General features: G+C 48.6%; 14 protein-coding genes and 1 pseudogene. 9 read left to right on the top strand and 6 right to left on the bottom strand.

Going from position 1 to position 14,579, the window contains the following annotated elements; genetic code table 11:
• Nucleotides 1-64 precede the first annotated feature (64 nt).
• Nucleotides 65-880 (top strand): ABC transporter permease, encoded by an 816-nt coding sequence (locus tag PMIT1303_RS05730; protein WP_063397911.1) that lies wholly within the window; start codon nt 65-67, stop codon nt 878-880.
• 63 nt (nt 881-943) lie between these two features.
• Nucleotides 944-1,198: a hypothetical protein gene (locus PMIT1303_RS05735; RefSeq protein ID WP_063397888.1), complete on the top strand. Its 255-nt coding sequence runs from the start codon at nt 944-946 to the stop codon at nt 1,196-1,198.
• 22 nt (nt 1,199-1,220) lie between these two features.
• On the opposite strand, the gene trmH is transcribed toward PMIT1303_RS05735, so the two are convergent.
• Nucleotides 1,221-1,910 (bottom strand): tRNA (guanosine(18)-2'-O)-methyltransferase TrmH, encoded by a 690-nt coding sequence (trmH, locus tag PMIT1303_RS05740; protein WP_063397889.1) that lies wholly within the window; start codon nt 1,908-1,910, stop codon nt 1,221-1,223.
• On the opposite strand from trmH, the gene PMIT1303_RS05745 reads away from it, so the two are divergent.
• Both PMIT1303_RS05745 and PMIT1303_RS05750 read left to right on the top strand, forming a co-directional pair.
• On the top strand, nt 1,909-2,310 hold the full coding sequence (locus PMIT1303_RS05745; protein ID WP_063397890.1) for an MGMT family protein: 402 nt from the start codon (nt 1,909-1,911) through the stop codon (nt 2,308-2,310). The two genes, trmH and PMIT1303_RS05745, sit on opposite strands and share 2 nt — an antisense overlap.
• Nucleotides 2,310-3,665 carry a 16S rRNA (cytosine(967)-C(5))-methyltransferase gene (locus PMIT1303_RS05750; RefSeq protein ID WP_063397891.1) on the top strand — a complete coding sequence of 452 codons (1,356 nt, stop codon included), beginning with the start codon at nt 2,310-2,312 and terminating at the stop codon, nt 3,663-3,665. Before PMIT1303_RS05745 ends, PMIT1303_RS05750 begins: the two co-directional genes overlap by 1 nt.
• Nucleotides 3,666-3,671: 6 nt before the next feature.
• Here PMIT1303_RS05750 and PMIT1303_RS05755 read toward each other — a convergent pair whose 3' ends face one another.
• Genes PMIT1303_RS05755 through PMIT1303_RS05765 form a run of 3 tightly spaced genes read right to left on the bottom strand, consistent with a single transcriptional unit; the run spans nt 3,672 to nt 6,827 of the window.
• Nucleotides 3,672-5,648 (bottom strand): transglycosylase domain-containing protein, encoded by a 1,977-nt coding sequence (locus PMIT1303_RS05755; RefSeq protein WP_063397892.1) that lies wholly within the window; start codon nt 5,646-5,648, stop codon nt 3,672-3,674.
• A complete protein-coding gene (gene chlG / locus PMIT1303_RS05760) occupies nt 5,645-6,598 on the bottom strand; it encodes a chlorophyll synthase ChlG (RefSeq protein WP_063397893.1) in 954 nt (317 codons plus the stop codon). The genes PMIT1303_RS05755 and chlG overlap by 4 nt, the downstream gene beginning before the upstream one ends.
• 10 nt (nt 6,599-6,608) lie before the next feature.
• Nucleotides 6,609-6,827 carry a DUF2862 domain-containing protein gene (locus PMIT1303_RS05765; RefSeq protein WP_041374878.1) on the bottom strand — a complete coding sequence of 73 codons (219 nt, stop codon included), beginning with the start codon at nt 6,825-6,827 and terminating at the stop codon, nt 6,609-6,611.
• A gap of 56 nt (nt 6,828-6,883) precedes the next feature.
• Here PMIT1303_RS05765 and hisF point away from each other — a divergent pair, with 56 nt between their 5' ends.
• The 3 genes from hisF (at nt 6,884) to PMIT1303_RS05780 (ending at nt 8,932) form a co-directional block, all read left to right on the top strand.
• Nucleotides 6,884-7,654, top strand: coding sequence for an imidazole glycerol phosphate synthase subunit HisF (gene hisF / locus PMIT1303_RS05770; protein WP_011826678.1), 771 nt, complete (start codon nt 6,884-6,886; stop codon nt 7,652-7,654).
• 147 nt (nt 7,655-7,801) lie between these two features.
• Nucleotides 7,802-8,503 carry a bifunctional demethylmenaquinone methyltransferase/2-methoxy-6-polyprenyl-1,4-benzoquinol methylase UbiE gene (ubiE, locus tag PMIT1303_RS05775; protein WP_063397913.1) on the top strand — a complete coding sequence of 234 codons (702 nt, stop codon included), beginning with the start codon at nt 7,802-7,804 and terminating at the stop codon, nt 8,501-8,503.
• Nucleotides 8,504-8,581: 78 nt separating this feature from the next.
• Nucleotides 8,582-8,932, top strand: a complete 351-nt coding sequence (locus tag PMIT1303_RS05780; protein ID WP_041375186.1) for a hypothetical protein — start codon at nt 8,582-8,584, stop codon at nt 8,930-8,932.
• Between the two features lie 963 nt (nt 8,933-9,895).
• Here the strand turns inward: PMIT1303_RS05780 and PMIT1303_RS05790 are convergent.
• Nucleotides 9,896-10,336, bottom strand: a complete 441-nt coding sequence (locus tag PMIT1303_RS05790; protein WP_063397895.1) for a hypothetical protein — start codon at nt 10,334-10,336, stop codon at nt 9,896-9,898.
• A gap of 855 nt (nt 10,337-11,191) precedes the next feature.
• Here PMIT1303_RS05790 and PMIT1303_RS05800 point away from each other — a divergent pair.
• Together PMIT1303_RS05800 and PMIT1303_RS05805 are read left to right on the top strand one after the other, a co-directional pair.
• Entirely contained in the window at nt 11,192-13,516 is a 2,325-nt protein-coding gene (locus PMIT1303_RS05800; RefSeq protein WP_063397897.1) for a class I SAM-dependent methyltransferase, read from the top strand.
• A 137-nt stretch (nt 13,517-13,653) separates the two neighbouring features.
• Nucleotides 13,654-13,908, top strand: coding sequence for a hypothetical protein (locus tag PMIT1303_RS05805; protein ID WP_155724907.1), 255 nt, complete (start codon nt 13,654-13,656; stop codon nt 13,906-13,908).
• Between the two features lie 390 nt (nt 13,909-14,298).
• On the opposite strand, the pseudogene PMIT1303_RS13775 reads toward PMIT1303_RS05805, so the two are convergent.
• Nucleotides 14,299-14,579 (bottom strand): annotated as a pseudogene (locus PMIT1303_RS13775) (hypothetical protein); the annotation flags it as partial.

Genomic DNA, 14,579 nt, shown 5'->3' on the forward strand with positions numbered 1-14,579 from the left:
AGCAGTGAGCTTTGGCCTTTCGTCTTCGCGTCTGCGTCTGTCACGAGCGACCTTGTCGACTCGCATGGCGCGCTGGGGGATGGTGATTGTGCTTATCTATATCTTGGTGGCCTTAATCACCCCCTTGTTGGTGATGGTGGGTGTGTTGCCTGAGGGCAACGTTGGTCTTGATAATCCTATTTATGCGCCTCCCTCCTGGGGGCATTGGTGCGGAACTGATCGTCTCGGACGGGACGTATGTGTTCGCACCATGGAGGGCAGTGGAGTGGCTTTGCAGGTGGTTCTTCTTGCGGTGACCTTGGCTGTGTTGGTGGGGGTGCCCTTAGGGATGATGAGTGGCTACCTCGGTGGTGCTTTTGATCGCATGTTGGTGTTGGTGATGGACACTCTCTACACCTTGCCGGTGCTCTTGCTGTCTGTGGTTTTGGCTTTTTTGCTTGGGCGGGGTATTCCCAATGCGGCCGCAGCACTTTGTGTTGTTTATGTGCCCCAGTACTTCCGTGTGGTTCGTAACCAAACAGCCCAGGTGAAAGCAGAACTGTTTGTGGAGGCGGCCCGTTCCCTCGGTGCTGGCCCCATTTGGATCCTGCGCAAATACCTGCTTCGCAATGTGATTACATCCGTGCCAGTACTGCTGACCATGAATGCTGCTGATGCAGTTTTGGTGCTTGGTGGCCTTGGTTTTCTTGGTCTGGGACTGCCGGAAACCGTGCCTGAATGGGGCAGTGATCTGAATATGGCTCTGGCGGCAGTGCCAACTGGGATTTGGTGGACTGCTCTCTATCCAGGCCTGGCCATGTTCGTACTGGTGCTGGGACTCTCATTCCTTGGTGAGGGGCTGGAGGCATGGGTGAGTGGTTTCGATGAGTCGACTGCCTGATGTCAGATCACTCCCATTGCATTCTTTGTAGGGCCACACTGGGGGAAGTCCTTGCTTCAAGCCATGCCTTGGTGGACCACATTGATCTTGCTGGCGCTGATGGTCTTCCTTTGGGTTTCCGGGCGCCGAAATCCTGATGATGTGATTGGCCTGCTTGAGCAGATGCTGGCGATCGGCTTGGCCATGGTTGTGCTTTTTATAGGCCAAAACATCTGGCTGGAAAGCATTGTCTTGCTGATTGGTTTGCGTCTTCCCGCGGCTCGTCAAAACCAACTTGTGATTAATCGGTCGCAGGCAAGCAAAGATGTGCTGATCTAATTTTTGAGTGTGAGCTGGTTGCTTAACAGCGCAGTCTCACGTTGCGGGGGAGGCTCCCTTGGATTTCGCCTTGGTCGTTAAGGGCAGGATATGGCCTGCCTTCCTGCTGGCACCAAGTTGCAACTTCGGGATAGGCCCACTCAAATAGGCGCTGTTGATAAAGCGCTGGTGCTAGGCCTTCGCCGGCTTGAGGTGCGATACCAGCCAGCCGTCGTTGACGTAGGGCCTCAAATAGCAAGGTTGCTGCTGCTACCGAAACATTCAACGACTGCACCATGCCGCACATTGGGATGAAGATCCCTTCATCCATTAATGGCGTCGCCAGCTCACTAAGGCCCCATTTCTCAGCTCCCAGGACGAAGGCTGTAGGTATGCAGAAGTCGCAGTCTCGGTAGTCGCGTGCGTTTCCACCTAGATGGGTTCCATAAAGCCGAAAGCCACTTTCTTTGATGGCCTTGACGGCAACTTCGATGTTGCTGTGCTCTTTGAGCGGTATCCACTTTTGGCTTCCCTGAGCGGTACTGTTGAAGGTGGGCAGGCGTCCTGAATAGTTCACTGCATGGGCTTCCAGAACACCCACCGCATCGCAGCTGCGCAGAATGGCTGAGAGGTTGTGGGGCTTTTCTACGTGCTCAAGCAGAACCGTCAGATCTGCCATTCGGCAATCCAGAACAGCTTTGAGACGATCAAATCGGCGAGGCAGCAGAGGCATGGGCCAAGCGTCTTTTGACTTGAGGGTATGGGATGCCGTGTCCCTCATCCCTTTCGGCCAGTTAGCGACCTATGGTCAGATTGCCGAGATGATCGGTGCCTATGGATGTGCCCGTCAGGTGGGTTGGGCTATGCGTCGATTACCTTTGCCATCCAAGCTTCCTTGGCATCGAGTGGTGAATGCGAAAGGGATGATTTCGATGAGTTTGAGCCGCGAAGGATCTGATTGGATGCAGCGGCAGATGTTGATCGCTGAAGGAATCCTTGTGGATGCTGAGGGTCATTTGCCCTTACGACGGCATCTTTGGCGGCCGCAGTTGAGTGATGAGGACCTTTTGTTGGGAACGGCTCAGGAAGGCGTTAGCTCTGGAAGGTTCATCTCAGCCCAGCACAACCATTGATGTTGTCTTCTTCTTCCGTTGCTGCCGCTGATGGATCTGTACCTGTACCGGGACTGCTGCCGCGGCGGGTGGCATGGGAGCTGCTACAGGCAGTGGCGTCAGGGGCCTATGCAGATGTCGCTCTCGAACGAGCTCTTCGTCAGAACCCCATGAGCGGTGCCGACCGTGGCCTGGTGATGGAATTGGCTTATGGCGCAATCCGTCAGCGGCAATGGCTCGATGCTTGGTTGGATCGTCTTGGCAAGGTGCCTGCCTGTAAACAGCCACCAGTGCTGCGCTGGTTGCTGCATTTGGGGCTCTATCAGATTCTGCGTATGCAGCGGATTCCACCTGCAGCGGCAGTGAACACTAGCGTTGAACTTGCGAAGACCGGCAAGCTTGCCCGATTAGCTCCGGTGGTGAATGGCATTTTGCGGGCGGCATTGCGTGCACGTGATGCCGGTATGGTGCTCCTCGAGCCGGAGGACTCTGCCGCTCGGTTGGCTCAAGCGGAATCTCTACCATTGTGGTTGGTGGAGCAGTTACTTGTTTGGCGAGGCGAGGTGGGAGCTGAGCTGTTTGCTCGTGCCAGCAACCAGGTACCAACACTTGATCTGCGGATCAATCGGCGTCGTACAAGCCGTGAGAACGTAAGGCTGGCGCTTGAGGCTATTGGAGTGGAGAGCACTCCGATCCAGAGCTGCCCTGATGGTTTGATGGTGACTGGTAGTCCTGGCGACCTAAGCCAGTGGCCTGGCTATCAGCAAGGACATTGGTGTGTGCAGGATCGCTCTGCACAGTTGGTCGCACCGCTGTTGGGGCTACAGCCTGGGGAGCGGATTCTTGATGCCTGCGCAGCACCAGGGGGTAAGGCCACTCATCTTGTTGAGCTGATGGGTGGTTCGGGAGAGGTGTGGGCTGTGGATCGTTCCGCTGGCCGACTCAAGCGCTTGGCGGATAATGCTGCTCGCTTGGGGGGTGACTGCCTCAATGCTCTAGTCGCAGATGCCACGAATCTGTTGGCGGTGAAGCCAAGCTGGCGAGGATCTTTCCAGCGCATTCTTGTGGATGCGCCATGTTCTGGTTTAGGTACTTTGGCCCGTCATGCGGACGCCCGTTGGCGAGTCACTCCGTTGCAGATTGAGGGGCTGGTGATCTTGCAGTCCAAGCTGCTGGAAGGCCTTCTGCCTCTGCTTAGCTCTGGAGGCCGGTTGGTTTATGCCACTTGCACCATCCATCCGGCCGAGAACTTTGATCAGATCGAGGCCTTCCTTGGTCGGCATCCTGAATTGAGCTTGTCTCAGGAACAGCAACTATGGCCTGATCCTGAGCATGGTGGTGATGGTTTTTATTCAGCCGTGTTGGATCTCAGTTGAGCCTGATCAGGGAAAAGGCATTGGCTCGAAGTTTTCATTGAGCGGTGGTCCCCCTGGCGGTGCGATGTATCTGGGTGGAGGGCCCTGGGTTTGATCTTGGTCTTTGGCAGCATCCTCGCTGCCGTTCTTTGGTTTGCTCCTCGTTTTGCCTGGTGGCCTAAAGGTGCGGTTCAAGACTGGTTTTGGTGGGAAGGGTTGCACCTCAAAATTGTCTTGGATCTTGGTCATGAACTGCTTCCAGGCCCATGCAGCATCACCACTGCCGCCAGATGTCTTGCGGTTGTTGTCGTAGCCAAACCATACGGCGGTTGTTAGTTGTGGTATTGAGCCAATGAACCAGAGGTCACGGGCACCTTCCGATGTGCCGGTTTTGCCCGCCACCGGCCGGTCACCGAGGGATGCCGCAACTCCAGTGCCACCGCTGACAACGCGCTGGAGCATCCAGTTCATGGTGTCTGCTACATCGCTGTCGAGGGCTCGACGACCTTTGTAGCCTTCGAATCGATGGTTCCAGATCACCTCGTCGTCTGGGCCTCGGATCTCTTCAAATGGCGTGGGCTTCATGTAAATGCCCCGGTTGGCTACTGCGGCATAGGCTGCCGTCATGTCCAGCACTGTTTGCTCGTAGGCCCCAATAGCGAGCGGATAGTACTTGCCCAATGGGCGAGTGGTGCCGATGCCAAGATTATTGGCCATGCTGATCACGGCATCAAAGCCCACCTTGTCTAGTAGTTGGACTGCAACAGTGTTTAGGGAGTATCTCAGGGCATCAGCGAGTGCCACTGATCCCAGGTATTTGTTGCCGAAGTTCTTTGGGCAATATCCTCTCCAGCAGCGTTTCGCGTCCACAACCTTGTCCTCTGGCTTGATGCCGGCATTGATGGCTGCTGCATAGGGAAAAAGCTTGAAGGTGGAGCCAGGTGAACGCAGAGCCTGTGTTGCTCGATTGAATTGGCTGGTATTGAAGTTTTTGCCTCCTACCATCACCCGCACTTCACCGGTGCTTGGTTTGATAGACACCATGGAACCCTCTGTGTTCCCTGGGGCGTATTTGCGGATCACCTCTTGGGCTTGCTTTTGCCAAGCCAGATTGAGGCTGGTGTGAATCTTGAGTCCACCCACTTCTAGTTGTTCTGGGGTGAGCAGATTGGGGAGTTGCTGGGCTACCCAGCTGGTGAAAAATGGTGCGCTGCTGTTGAAGTACTTCGGGATCGCTGGCTTGAGATTGAGGGGGCTGTTGCGAGCTGCATAGGCTTCTTTGGCGGAGATAAATCCGGCCTGCTGCATTCGTTTAAGGACAATTGCGCGTCGTTCTAGGGCGATTTTCTGGTTGACCAGTGGTGAATACACTGAGGGAGCAGGGGGCATGCCAGCGATTAGAGCGGCTTCCGGCAGTGTGAGTTGATTGGGGGATTTAGAGAAGTACACCCAGGCTGCATCGGCTACGCCGTAAGCACCTGAGCCCAAGTAGACGTAATTCAGATACTGCTCAAGGATTTGCTGTTTGCTGAGCTGTCGCTCCAGCTTGTAGGCCAGAGCAGCTTCTTTGAGTTTGCGCGGCAGGGTTCGTTCCTGACTCAGGAATACGGTTCGAGCAAGTTGCTGAGTGATGGTGCTGGCACCTTCCCTCACGGCACCCTGGCGGAGGTTTGTCACCAGGGCTCGGCTGATACCCCAGATATCCAAGCCATTGTGGTAGTAAAAGCGGCGGTCTTCTGCCGCGACGAAGGCTTGCTCCACAAGTAGAGGCATTTTGTCTTGCTCAACCTTCTCGCGGGTCGCGGGACCAAGCTTTTGGATCACCTGCCCATCAGTGGAGAGCAGCGTGATGGTGCCTGGCCGGTTGAAGTTGGAAATCCGCCGGGCATCGGGCAGAACCGAATCCAAGGCATCAGTGAGAGTCCTTTCAGCCAAGGCTGCGACACACCCGATGGCGATAGCACTACCTGCAATAACAATCCAGTGACGGCGCTTGCGAGTCACATCCCCTGTGTTAATGGGCTATGGCCTATGGCTAGAGCAGTAACCAGCATGCCAAGGATTAGAAATGGTTGAGCACTGGTCTGATATCTCACATCAAAGGCCAGGGGATCACGCAGTAACCAGATGTCTTGGAATGTGATCTGGGGAATGATCAATAAGATCAAAATGACTGAGGCAAAATGCTGGCCAATGGCGATCAGAACAACAACCATCGCGAGCTGGAAGATGTCGATCATTCCTGCACTGATCCAGCTGGCCTTTTTGATTCCAAAGACAACTGGCAGGGATTGAAGACCGAGGGCTTGATCTCCCTCTACACTCTTGAAATCGTTGATGACGGCAATACCAAGACCAGCCAAGCTATAGGCAAGTGTCAGTAGTGCTGTGGTCCAAGTTAATTGTCCGAAAAGTGCCTGACCAGCCCACCATGGCAGGGCGATGTAGCTGGCACCAAGCGCGTAGTTTCCTATCCAACCGTTCTGTTTCAGCTTGAGAGGTGGGGCTGAATAAATGAAGCTCACAAATGAGCCGCCTAGGGCAAGAAAGAGCACAACAGGAGTGGTGTGTTCAGCCCAACGATCTAATCCATAGGCAACTGCAAGACCACCTAGAAGCAGCATCCAGATCTGAAGCTTGACTTGTGTCAGCGGGATGGCCCCGGAGGGAATCGGCCTATAGGGCTCATTGATTGCGTCTATCTCGCGATCGTAATAGTCGTTGATGGTTTGGGTGTAACCGGTTAGAAGCGGGCCACTCATGACCATGCAGGCCGCGGCTGCAAGCACATCTGGTAGGCGCCATTGGTATTGACCACTGGCAGCTGCTCCACAAATCACCCCCCAGAGCAGTGGAATCCAGGTGACTGGCTTCATAAGCTGCAGACGCAGCTTCCAGATGTTGGTGGTGCCAGAGGCACCTTTGATGCCAAGGAGTTGGCGAGCGTCGCTCACGGCAGGCGTCTCAGGCGGAGGTAACTTCGTCGTCAAAGAACCAGCTGACAGTGCCATCGCTAAGTTCTACGACCAAGCCAATGCCCATGCCGTCAGTCATTTTGTAGCCGGTGACCCTACCAACGTCAGACTTCTTGAGCAGTTCTACCAGTTTGGCTGGAATGCGATCACGAACGCGAGAGACTCGGACCTTGGAGCCGATTCTGTAGGAAGTGGCAGCCTGGGACATGGCCTGCAAGGCTTAGAAGGTGGCGCAACCTTAACAGTCATCACTGCTTTATCCCAATGGTCGCGCTTCGTTTGATTCCTTGCCTGGACGTGGCTGATGGTCGCGTTGTGAAGGGCGTGAACTTTGTGGGCCTTCGTGATGCGGGTGATCCCGTGGAGCTTGCCTGCCGCTATAGCCAGGCTGGAGCTGATGAGTTGGTGTTTCTTGATATCGCTGCCAGCCATGAAGGTCGGGCCACGCTGGTGGCGTTAGTTCGACGTACTGCTGAGGCCGTGACCATTCCATTCACAGTTGGAGGGGGAATCAGCTCTTTGGATGGCATCACAGAGTTGCTTCGGGCCGGAGCCGACAAGGTGAGTCTTAATTCCTCTGCTGTGCGGGATCCAGATCTCGTAGCGCAGGGAGCCGACCGTTTTGGCTGTCAGTGCATTGTGGTGGCCATCGATGCTCGACGTCGCCCTGAGGGCTCGGGGTGGGATGTTTTTGTCAAGGGTGGACGCCAAAACACAGGTTTGGATGTTGTCAGCTGGGCTCGGCAGGCAGCGGAACTTGGTGCTGGCGAAATCCTGTTGACCTCAATGGATGGAGATGGAACTCAGGCTGGTTATGACTTAGAGCTCACGCGAGCAGTCGTGGAAGCGGTGCCGGTGCCTGTGATCGCTTCGGGAGGTGCAGGTTGCCTGGATCACATCGCAGAAGCCTTCACGATTGGTAAGGCCTCAGCTGCATTGTTGGCCTCTCTGCTTCACGATGGCGTGCTGAGTGTGGAGCAAATTAAGACTGATCTGCTGATGCGAGGTTTGTCGATTCGGCCTCTTGAGGCCTGAAGCTTTGCCTTTGTGTTCAGCAACACACTCCTAAATTTGGGAGTGTGTTCTGTTGGCAAGAGTGCTTTTGGATGTGTTGCTGATCGATCACCCTTGGGCGCAGCAGTTGCTCCAAGCAGTGTCCACGCCCCTGGATGGGATCTTCTTATGAGGCCTGGTGACCCCCAGGCGGTGGAGCAGTTGTTTGATGCGGTCGCTCCTAATTACGACCGGCTTAACGACTTGTTGAGTCTTGGCTTGCACCGCATCTGGAAACGCCAGTTGTTGGCCTGGTTGTCTCCGCTCCCAGGGGAACATTGGCTGGACCTTTGCTGCGGTACTGGTGATCTGGCACTGGCATTGGCCCGCAGGTTGCGACCTGGAGGGTCTGTGTTGGGGCTAGATGCGGCTGCGGCTCCTCTTGTCGTGGCAAGGCGCCGCGCCGCGGTTGAGCCCTGGCTGCCCCTCTCCTGGTTGCAGGGAGATGCTCTGGATACTGGATTGCCTTCCCATCGTTTTGACGGTGCTGTGATGGCTTACGGCCTGCGCAATTTGGCGGATCCAGGCGCTGGGTTAATAGAGCTTCGACGTCTTTTGCGGCCTGGTGCTCGGGCAGGAGTCCTTGATTTCAATCGCATGGGCGAGGGTTCCTTGGCAGCACGTTTTCAGCGGTTTTATCTGCGAAGGTTGGTGGTGCCGGTGGCTGCCCAGGTGGGTCTACGCGAGCATTACGCCTATTTGGAGGCCAGTTTGCAGCAGTTCCCAAAGGGAGAGGTTCAGGAGCGACTGGCTCGGGACGCGGGATTTGCCGCAGCGAGCCATCGGCCTCTGGCTGCGGGACAGATGGGTGCCTTGCTGCTTACCGCTTGATGAGCTGATCGAGCAAAAAGACTCTTGCGAAAAGACGGATCGATGACTTATGAAGAAAACATTAAGACGCAGTTCGCTGTGGCCTTCCCTCTCCCTTCTCTTCTCTCTTCAATTAAGGACTTGCTTTTGGAGGTGCAGTGGCTTGATGGCTTGATCTTGGTGACTGATTCTCAGCAGGCCACCTTTGTGCCCTTTTCGCAGGTGGATTCTTTGTTGCGCAGGGTGCGGGCACGCCCCAATGGTCAGATTGTGGTTGAACGGTTGTGCATGGCACTCCTTGATGACCATGATGGTGGAGGAGCCAAGCCTGTGCTGGTGTTTCAGGGTGATGACAGGTTCTGGCTGGGAATGATGGGACTGAACGGCAGTCACTCGAACCGTGATGGCGCTGTTGCACACCTCGATCGCTGTTTTGCTCTTAGCAGTTGAGTTATTCACGCCATCAAGGAAGGCCTTGATGAGGGAAGTGCCACTTCTGAGCATGAGCATGTCTGCTAGTTGGCTTAACCAGCCTTTGACTTGTTGGCAGAGAGATCAGGCTTTTTGTCTCGTTTTAAATCAGCTTTCACCCTCAGGTGTTTTACATTCTTCAATCAGGCGAAGAAAACCTCTACTAGGTTAAAAAATCGGAATATCTTCGCAACTTAAAATTGCCGCTTCCCCAAAGTAAGCGTCCAAACTAAATTGGTAAAATCTTCCTTTTTCGAGGAGCAGAAGCAAATTTTAATCTGGCATGAATAGGCTGAGTGCCGTAAAGATAACAAGACTTCCATTTCCACGCCTGTTGATATCCACAAGATCATTTGAAATCACTAATAATAACCATCATGAAAGCTACCAATCACTTCTGCTTGCAGGATTTGGCCATTTAGCAGGCCAAATTAATTGGTAATTGTGATGGTAATAACAAGCTCCTGGAGTGACCTCGCTGAGCAATTTATCTTGATTTGCATCGATTGCTGTTGCTCTGAATAGAATGGTTGTGAATAGCAACACAAGATGTTTTATTGGCTTTTTCATTAGACAATAAAAAACCTTATTGTAGTGAATGAATTGTGCGAAAATAGCCTCGGCTCATTATTGAAGCAGCACACCTTGCCAGAAGGCGTTGAAGTTATGCTCTGATCTTGAATGTGTTGGCGGCATGGGCCAAATTAATCTCTATGGCCCTAAGATTATTGCCATCATTATTTAATCGGCAAAATATGCGATGACTTTTTAGAATGTTAAATGATCAATACAGGATAAACCAATCCACAGCAGGGCCAATGTTGAGTAGAGATGTTTGTTTTTTTTGCATATTAACTCTTGTTCAGGATAAAGGGTTCTGTTGCACTTATGAGCTGATCGAATGATGAAGAGAAAGAATTCCAATTGTATTAATAACTTGCCCTAATCGATAACTTCTATAATTCCTTCGGCAACATACACTGCTAAATCCTCCATGTTCTCTGCTAGCTCTTCTCTTGATATGTCCCATTTATCACACATTTTTGTTGATAACTCATGTTGTTTAGCATGTTCTATCATTGTTTCTACCATATGTTGAGTTAAGCTCATTCCCATTCTTACTTCCAGATAATCCCATACAGATTTTTCTAAGCGACTAATAAATTGAATATCATCAATACCAGCGTAGTCATATAGACCCATCACCCCTATATGGCAAAAAACCTGCCCTAATTCGTCGTAAGCACTTTCAGAGCCTTCGGCATGTTCATATTCTGCCAAGATCCACTCTAATTTCTCTCTCTCCTTTTTGTTGCCATTCTTTGCTGCCTTGAGAAGCTCGTAGAATTCTTTGAACTCTATGGGTTTTGGCATGAGGGTCATCAAATTCCAGAAAACATCCTACTCGTAGCACTAGAGCTGATCACCAAAAGCTGGTGTGATGAGTAGAGAAATCATTTCAATCCTATCAAGTCCTTGTCAGTAGAATTATCAAATGGTTTTTGAACTTATCATTTATGTTAGAAGCTAACTCACGGATTTAGGCAGCTTATAGTCTTCCTCCTCCCTGGCTAACACTCTTGAATAGAGCTTTATAAGCCTAAATCAAAGCGGGCGAAATATACCCTGCATAATTTTATACTTTTCTTTTCTCTATTGACGTTCACCGAGTCCCTTCATTTCTTCAAGAAGTGTTTGATTTAAGTTCTCATCACATCTCATGAGCATTAACGGATAGATCGTACCTTGGCTGTATGGAGCATATGCTTCGGCGCAAACCTCTCCGATCGCATCCTTCCAGGCCTCAAAGGTCGAAGCTTTTAGTTGAGACTCTAAACTGCTATTTGATCGTTTAAGGGCTTGGGAGGCGCAATAGCTCAGCTCATAGTTGTTGTCTCCTGGGCACTTGAACTCATTTGACTTGGATGGGAGAAGTACTGTCCATATAATTAAGGGGAGTAAGGGGAATACTTGCTTCACTGCCTTGCCTGTTGCTTTTGGCTATTATGTCATGCCATTGAAGCAATTATGTCAATGAATTGGCAGACTTTACTTGTCGATGATCTCCTTAAGACAACCAGAATATGACATACTCGGTTCTTCTAAGGTCCAAGGATTCTCGCCCCTTTTTTTGATGATTTCTTGCCCATCAAAAAAGTCCATCGTTTCATGCTATTACCTTCAAGGTTCAAGAATTTCTTTGGCGATTAGATTAAAGAAGAATATCTCGTTGTGAACATGAAAGGATTTGGACAAAAGAAGAAAATAAAAAATAAACAACCCTCTAAGAAGTTTTCCCGAATACCACCTGACCAACTCAAGGCTATCGCTTTTAAATATCACCAACAAGGCAATATAAATGAGGCACAAAAAGCCTATCAGGAATTTATTAATAGTGGTTTAAGTGATCCAGATGTATTCTCTAACTTCGCATTAATCTGTCAATCCCAAGGAGAGATTGATAAGGCAATAAACATCTATAAGAAAAGCGTCAAACTATTCCCTGGCCATGCTTTTTCACATGCAAACTTGGGATATCTTTTCTTTCAGATAGGAATGTTAGATGATGCTGAAGTGGCGATACGCCAGGCGATTGTTATACAGCCTAACCTCGCCAATGCTTATTCATACTTGGGCTTAGTCTTACGAGAAAAAGGAAGACTAACGGATGCAGAAGATATAACCCGAAAGGCCATTGAACTTCAGCCAGATTTGGCTGATGCATACGTAAACCTTGGTCAGATCCTACAGAATCAAGGCAAACTAGATGAAGCAGAACATACAACACGCAAGGCAATTGAATTGCAAGATGATTCAGCAAGTATATATCTCAATCTAGGTGGTATCTTGCAAGACCAAGGTAATCTAACTGATGCAGAAGCGAACACAAGAAAGGCAATGAAGTTGCAGGCCGATCTGCCTGATGTCAATTTAAACCTTTCTATAATCTTAAAGGACCTTGGCAGAATTGAGGAGGCTGTATTTCATGTAACAAGAGAAATTGAGCTTTACCCACAAAAGCAATCATCATATTTGCTTCTTAACTCTCTGCTTGAGGAATCTGATCTTTCATTTTTACCTGAACGACAGTCTAGAGTTTTGCTTCGTGGCCTATTAAAGAGAAATGATATTGCACATAAAAATCTATTCTCAGCAATTAATCGCTTGATCCCAGAACAAACACTAGATAAAATTTCAGGCATTCATCATGATTTATTTGATCACCCCTCTTTTCAACATATTCTTGCTGATGATGAGATCATCAGTGCTCTTGGTTTGATGTTATTCACCACAATGGCCTGGGAAAAGGCATTAACTAATATACGCAAGCAAATATGCATTTCAATCCAAAATAATGGTTTTGATAAAAGGGTTATTGATTTAACTATTGCTCTTGCGGAGCAGTGCTTCCTAAATGAGTATGTGTTTACATTTACCAAGCAAGAATTTGAAGCAATAGAACAGTTTAAACTTTCCTGCTTGAGAACTGATTTTGATCTAAAAACCATTTCCATCTTAGCTTGTTATATACCCATTACTCATCTTTGTGAACAGTTCCCTTCATTAATAGCATTCATCGATGCAAATGAGAAATTAAATAATTTAAAAATAATGCAACTCGTTGAACCAGAACGGGAACATGAGTTTGCAGCATCTATTCCTAAATATGGGTCTATAGATGATGGTACTTCTATTCAGGTTAAAAAGCAGTATGAAGAGCATCCCTATCCGCGTTGGAGATATGCTTCTTATTCAAGTGAAAATATTCAAACTATATCTTCAGCGATTAATAATGAAATAAACCCTAATCGGATCTCAATCATTTTGCCCAAGCAGAGATCTCGAGTCTTAATCGCTGGCTGTGGAACCGGACAGCAAATATTCGATGCCCTCTCTTATTCTAACTCTGATTTAACTGCTATCGATCTAAGTTCTTCTAGTATCGCTTATGCAAAGCGTAAGGCTCATGAATATGGAATTGAGCATATAAGATTTATAGAGATGGACATTCTTGATCTTCCAAAACTAAATGAAGAATTTGATCTCATAGAATGTACGGGAGTTCTCCATCATATGAAGGACCCATCTAAAGGTCTGCAATCTCTACATACAATACTCGCAGCCGATGGAATGCTCAAATTAGGTTTTTATAGTGAGCTAGCACGTCAAGATATTGTCGAGGCTAGGAAAATCATTAAATCAGAATCTTTTGAGGCTACTAATGAAGGCATTCGTCTATTTAGGGATAAACTAATCAACGGTGAATATCGGAACATTAGTTCAATCTCAAACTGGCCAGACTTCTACACAACTTCTATGTGTAGAGACCTTTGTTTTCATATTATGGAACATCGTTACTCACTAGAGATGATAGCATCGCTGCTTGAACAATTTGAACTTAGATTCTTAGGCTTTGTGCTGCCAAGTATTGTTAAAAAAGATTATGCCAGAGCTTATCCATCTGATGCAATGCAGACGGACCTCGGCTATTGGTACCAGTATGAACAAGCCAATCCCAACACCTTTCGACAAATGTACCAATTTTGGACGAATAGAAGATAATGTATTACGGCTAAAATTTCTGCAAAAGGCATTGATAATTTTCGTTCTAAACAATGTTGAACAATATGGATGATTGAGTGTATTGCCTGGCAACCTCTCTAATGCTATAATAATAGATGATAGTCAATACAATGATCATGGAAGATTCTGAGGTGAATTCGGGCAAAGATCAAACGGAAGCCTTCGAGCCACCAAAAAATAGATTTGGAATACCATACTTGCTCGCAACTGATAAAGAAGAAAAAGATATGCCTAAAAAAGAGGTGCTTAATGTGTTAGGCCTGCAATTGTCGGCACCAGCGGGAATGCAGAACCCGTTGCTGATCTTTTTTGGATTAATTGGTGTTAATATTGCAATTATTGGATACTTTACATACATGCTAAATAAATAGTCTTGTCTTAATCTTTCTGTTTGCTTTCAAAGGGTATGGTTTGTGCGCCCGTTGTTAATTTATTCACCAAGACCCCTTGAATCACGTAGCGTAAATACTGACCAGCAGCACTTCTTTGAATTTTTTATTGTTGAATATCTTGAAAATGCCATAGGTTTATGTTTCTAATTTCTTTAGGTATTTACCATCCTTTGATTTAGTCATTATAAGCAGATATACTTTGGATAACACAATAATGACTTTCTGCGATTGGCATTCTTCTAATGCTAAATGCTAATCGGACTATGAATTCAAAAGGCTATAAACGAGCCTTAACCTTGTTCTCACTTGGTGGTCTCGAAATGAGACACTGAAATCAATAATTGCACAGATGCTCTCTTTAAGAGATAATCATTGACTGGCTGTTCTTTTGATATTGTCCGGTCTTCTTTGTAGGACTATATTGATTATTGCCAGAGAAAATATTAACGTGATAGAAGCAATGAATATTGTTAGTGGTTGTCCTTGGAGTGCCTTTATATCCCCATTAATGATTTTTTGAATTTCAATGCCGCCGAGGCGTTTTAGGGCATATCCACTTGCAACAAATGGGGCATCTGATATTATGATGCTAAAGAATAATGCAGGTAAAAACTTTTTCCATGTAACCTTTGTAAGTCCTAACCCATGCC

It is taken from the genome of Prochlorococcus sp. MIT 1303 (genome assembly GCF_001631965.1).
GTDB classification, from domain to species: domain Bacteria; phylum Cyanobacteriota; class Cyanobacteriia; order PCC-6307; family Cyanobiaceae; genus Prochlorococcus; species Prochlorococcus marinus_D.